General features: G+C 40.2%; 4 protein-coding genes. 1 reads left to right on the top strand and 3 read right to left on the bottom strand.

Annotated features, from left to right (window positions below):
- Nucleotides 1–378 precede the first annotated feature (378 nt).
- Complete coding sequence (locus GNF10_RS35195; RefSeq protein WP_185581543.1) at nucleotides 379–1,044, top strand: HAD family phosphatase; 666 nt, start codon at nucleotides 379–381, stop codon at nucleotides 1,042–1,044.
- Nucleotides 1,045–1,247: 203 nt separating this feature from the next.
- Here GNF10_RS35195 and GNF10_RS35190 read toward each other — a convergent pair whose 3' ends face one another.
- The 3 genes from GNF10_RS35190 to GNF10_RS35180 all read right to left on the bottom strand — a co-directional run bounded on the left by GNF10_RS35190 (nucleotide 1,248) and on the right by GNF10_RS35180 (nucleotide 4,687).
- Entirely contained in the window at nucleotides 1,248–3,176 is a 1,929-nt protein-coding gene (locus GNF10_RS35190) for an ABC-F family ATP-binding cassette domain-containing protein (RefSeq protein WP_185581544.1), read from the bottom strand.
- Between the two features lie 71 nt (nucleotides 3,177–3,247).
- Entirely contained in the window at nucleotides 3,248–3,664 is a 417-nt protein-coding gene (locus GNF10_RS35185) for a DUF1824 family protein (RefSeq protein ID WP_174711712.1), read from the bottom strand.
- A gap of 174 nt (nucleotides 3,665–3,838) precedes the next feature.
- Nucleotides 3,839–4,687, bottom strand: a complete 849-nt coding sequence (locus GNF10_RS35180) for a prohibitin family protein (protein ID WP_185581545.1) — start codon at nucleotides 4,685–4,687, stop codon at nucleotides 3,839–3,841.
- Nucleotides 4,688–4,984: the final 297 nt, after the last annotated feature.

Here is a 4,984-nt window from a genome sequence, read left to right as displayed (position 1 = left end):
TGCCTTGCACTTTTGTTCGATTTATAGACTTCAATCACTATTTATACAAGGGTTTCAGTCTTAACCAGCAAGCCCTAGTTAGTAGGCTGTTGTAGAAGTGCGATCGCAAATTAAGCAAATCCAATTGCTGTGTTGTACCTCACAAGCATGAAATACAACCTAAAGAAAAAATATAGCTGTTAAAATCAGCACAATGGTGTCAAAATGCGAATAAAACACACTTAAAAGGAGAAAAATGCCAGCTATTGTTAAATGACAACTCTCTACTATTTCTAGGTGCAATATCTGAGATAGGAAATTCCTTGGTGATCGCTCATAAATATTTAAGAATATTTAGTTATTACTCCTATGGTAAAATGCTAAATTTGAGGCGAAAATATGGGAGAAAATCAGTTCAAGCTTGTAATTTTTGATTGTGATGGAGTCTTGGTTGATAGTGAACCAATCATCAATCGTATTTTTGCAGAAACGCTCACAGAAGCTGGTTTTCCTATCACCTATGCAGAAGTAACTCAAAAATTTATCGGCAAGTCTCTAAAAACCTGTTTAGAGATTATCGAAGCATCTTACAAGAAACCATTGCCCAAAAACTTTGTCGAACTTTGCAAGGAACGAGAAATTGCTCCCTTGCAGCAAGAATTACAGCCAGTTTTAGGAATTACCGAAATATTGGAGCAAATTACATTACCCAAATGTGTAGCATCAAATAGTAGCCACCGCCATATTCAAATGGTATTGAAATTAACGGGGCTTCTGGATAAATTTGATGGCAAGTTATATAGTGCTAATGATGTTTCACGCCCCAAACCTTTTCCTGATGTGTATCTCTATGCAGCCGAGCAAATGAACACCAATCCAGAAGATTGTGCTGTAATTGAAGACTCTGTAACAGGTGTACAAGCAGCATACGCGGCAGGAATGACAGTTTTTGGCTATGCCTATCAGAGCGATGCCTGCGGCGGGCTGCGCCAACGCACTGCTCTGGCTGAGGCAGGAGCTAAGATAGTTTTTAACGATATGCGGCAGCTTGTTCAACTGCTATAGCCGGGGACTGGGGACTATTTAAAATCCAAAATTTAATGTAAAAGTAACTATGGCACAAACTACATTTTCATTGGAAAATAAAATTGCCCTGGTGACTGGAGGAAATCGCGGACTAGGGCTAGAAATAGTCAAGGCGCTCCGCTCAACACAAGTCTGTATAACCGCGATTTCAATCGCCAATCTTTGTAAACGTGAAATACTCGTTAAGACTCCATTTCTGCCAATTCTAACCAGCGTTCAGTCGCCACATCGATCGCGTGCTTGAGCTTTTCCACATGATCGTACAATTTCTGTACCTGGCTATAATTCCCCGGTGAGACATTCGCTAGGGTTTTCTCGGTTTCTTCTTTCTCAGCCTCTAACTCGGCAATTTTACCTTCCAACTGCTCAAATTCTTTTTTCTCCCAATTGGATAACCTCCGCCGCTTGGTATTCTCCACATCCTTGGGTGAAGCCGCACCATTTTGGACTTCGGTATTTTTGGGTTTCTCCTTAGCGTTCGCAGCTTGTTGCTGTGCCTCTTCAGCCTTCTTATAGTCGAGGTAAATCGAGTAATTACCTGGATATTGCCTCAGATTACCGCCTTCCTCAAAGGAAAATACTGTGTCGATGGTGCGATCGAGAAAGTAGCGATCGTGAGAAACTACAATTACACACCCGACAAAATCTTCTAAATAATCCTCAAGTACTGCCAAAGTCTGAACATCTAAATCATTTGTCGGTTCATCTAAAATCAAGACGTTGGGCGCACTCATCAAAACCCGCAACAGAAATAAACGGCGTTTTTCGCCACCAGAAAGTTTACTAATTGGCGCATACTGTTGATTACCAGGAAACAAAAACCGCTCCAACATTTGCGAAGCAGTAATTTGAGTCCCATCGGTAATTTTGATAAATTCACCCTCTTCTTTGATGTAGTCAATCACGCGCTGATTTTCGTTTAAAGCTGTGAGCAATTCTTCCGAATGCTGGTCAAAATAACCGATGTGAATTGTAGTCCCAATTTCTGCAACACCTGAGTCTGGCTTAATCTGACCAGTAATAATATCCATTAAAGTGGATTTACCCGCACCGTTAGCACCGATGATACCGATGCGGTCTTCTGGACTAAATTCGTAGGTGAAATTATTAATTAGGGTGCGCCCATTGTATGCCTTAGAAACGTTCTTTAATTCAATAACTTTTTTGCCAATGCGACGACCAACTGTAGAAATATCAACTTTACCCTGAACTTCTTTAAACTCAGTATCCCGCAAAGCATGAGCGCGGTCAATTCTCGCTTTTTGCTTAGTACTTCTAGCTTTTGGCCCTTTTTTGAGCCATTCTAACTCACGCCGCAATAAGCCTTGATGTTTCCGTTGACTACTGACGGCAGATTCTTCAGCTAAAGCTTTCTTTTCGAGGTAATATGAGTAGTTACCTGTATAGGTGTAAATGTCGCCTCGGTCAATTTCCACGATCCGATTGGTGACACGATCCAAAAAATAGCGATCGTGAGTGATGAGAAAAAGTGCGCCACGATAGCGATTTAAATAACTTTGTAACCATTCTACAGAAAGAGCATCCAAATGGTTTGTCGGCTCATCCATGAGCAAAACATCGGGTTCTGCTAGCAAGGCTGATGCTAAAGCAATGCGCTTGCGATAGCCTCCAGATAAAGTGCCTATCTTGGCATCAAAGTCAGAAATTCCTAATTTTGTAAGGATGATTTTAGCATTAGTTTCTAGTTCCCAAGCATCATTTGTATCCATCTTTTGCATCACCGCAGAAAGGCGAGACATCAGTTGGTTATCATCTGGATAGTGAGCTAATTTATCTGATAGTTCTTCATACTCACGCACCAAAGCTGTATGTTCGCCACTGTCAGCAAAAACTTGCTCTAAAACTGTGTGATTTTCATCTAAATCTGGCTGCTGGGGTAAGTAGATGATTTTAGAACCGGAGTTAATTATAATTTGACCGCTATCAATGGATTCTAACCCGGCAATCATTTTTAATAGGGTTGATTTCCCTGAACCATTAGTACCAATTAAGCCAACTTTATCGGTAGTATCAAGGCTAAAGCTGGCATCTTTTAAAACTTCTTTGATGCCAAAGTCTTTTTTAACCGACTGGAGTGTAATAATACTCATAAAATCTAGTAATTTTTCATTGATCGTTAGTTAGTAGGTAAAGCACATACCCTACCTACATTCGCCGAATTCTATACAAATAAATCCAAGGGTAGATGTCCATACATTTCGTTGATTCCGTCTTCGTGGTAAGACTGACAAGATACTAATACTCCACGATGATGTCCAGCATAAGAATCAAGATAGCACAAGCCATTTTTACCGTTTAATTTGATATAAACTGGCCCTTCCGGTGTCAGCAAATTGTTTGGGGGTTCATAACCCAAAGCCAAAGAGTAGGTCTTCATAGCCAGTATTCCTTCTTCTGCTGTATCGGCACAAATTCCTAAAATTTGATAATCAGCAAGTTTAGTTACCAAAATTAGGGCATCACGAATTACTGCTTTTTCTGATGGCTTGAGAATAGGGGCGATGTCTAGACAGTTAAATTTATTCAGTAATTTTTTCGCTTCTTCGGCGGTGAGATTGTGAGAATTGGGGGTTGACATAAACTTTGATTGATGAGCTTGTTGGTTTTGCTTTTGTGTTTGAGTTGGGACTAGCCCAACTTATGCTATTTTGAATTTTAGATTTTAGATTGCAAATCGTCCAAGTATTGTAGAATCTGTCTGAAACTTAGAGCAAATTCCATAATAGAGAGCTTGTTATCTAATGCCAACTCCTTACGGTTGGTTTGGGACATTTCCCAGATTGAAGATGAAGGGTACACCGCTTTTTGAGTCGCCACCCATAACGAGGACTTTGGGCATTTGAGCGCCGCCACTTCTCCAAGCTTCAATTGCTTCTTTTTGTAAAACTAACTGTCCTCCTTGGGCTTTGAGTGTCTCTGCTAAAAGTCTTTGAGCTTCTGCCCTACCTTTGGCACGATTCACATCTGCTTGTGCTTCTTGTTCTGCTTCCCGTGCTACATAAACGGCTCTTTGCGCCCGTTGTTCAGCAATTTGTTTTTCTTCCACTGCTCTGGCAAATTCTGGCGAGAATGCTAAATCAACTACGCTAGTATCTAACACAATTATCCCATATTTGTCTAAGCGATTGCCTAACGCTTCATCAAAGTCTTCTTTCAACTCACTTCTTTTAGTAATTGCTTCTTCTACTGTTCTTCTAGCGGCTGCAATTTTAAATGCTTCTTGTGTCTGAGGTGCAATGATTTTTGATACTATATTTGCTAAGGTTCCTTGTTTTCTTCTAACTTCAACTACCTTGATAGGATCGAGGCGAAAGTTGATCGCAAATCTTGCAGATAAATTTTGCAAATCTTTTGTAGAACTCTCGGCTGGCACTTCAAATTTTTGAACAGTCAAATCATACACATCTATCACTGAGATAAAAGGCGGTTTTGCATGAATCCCTTCCAATAAAGCGCCATCTCTAGCTTTACCCAAAATGCTGATCACTCCTGCTTGTCCTGGGTTAATAATGATAAAGGAATTTAGTCCCAGAAGCACTAATGTTGCTAACACAATTCCTAAAACTGTGCTTTGCCAATTTCCAAATTGCTGATTTTTCAAATTCTTCTCTCCAATATGAGTTAGTTATTAGTCGTTAGTCGTTAGTCATGAAGAGTTATTATTTTTCTCCTTGTCTTTTTTTTCTAGTCCCCAGTCCCCAATCCCCAATCCCTAGTGCTAAGTCAGAAGTTTTACTTTAGCTTGGGTAAACTCAGTTACTAGTTTAAGCTTCTCATTAGTCTGTGTGAATCAACCCTTTAATTTGAAGAATGCGGCACTGGCGGTTTCAGGTAACTCCAAAAAATAAATTATCCAATTTTTGGAATCACAACGACTTTCCCTCCCCCTGCCCCTTGC

It is taken from the genome of Nostoc sp. UCD121, assembly GCF_014222285.1.
Lineage (GTDB): Bacteria > Cyanobacteriota > Cyanobacteriia > Cyanobacteriales > Nostocaceae > Nostoc.
The sequence above is the reverse complement of the archived record's forward strand: the minus strand, read 5'-3'. Positions and strand labels throughout refer to the sequence as shown.

What these genes read in the sequence shown, in the direction of transcription:
- GNF10_RS35195 (WP_185581543.1), top strand. Translation starts at nt 379, where the DNA reads ATGGGAGAAAATCAGTTCAAGCTTGTAATTTTTGATTGTGATGGAGTC.
- GNF10_RS35190 (WP_185581544.1), bottom strand. Translation starts at nt 3,176, where the DNA reads ATGAGTATTATTACACTCCAGTCGGTTAAAAAAGACTTTGGCATCAAA.
- GNF10_RS35185 (WP_174711712.1), bottom strand. Translation starts at nt 3,664, where the DNA reads ATGTCAACCCCCAATTCTCACAATCTCACCGCCGAAGAAGCGAAAAAA.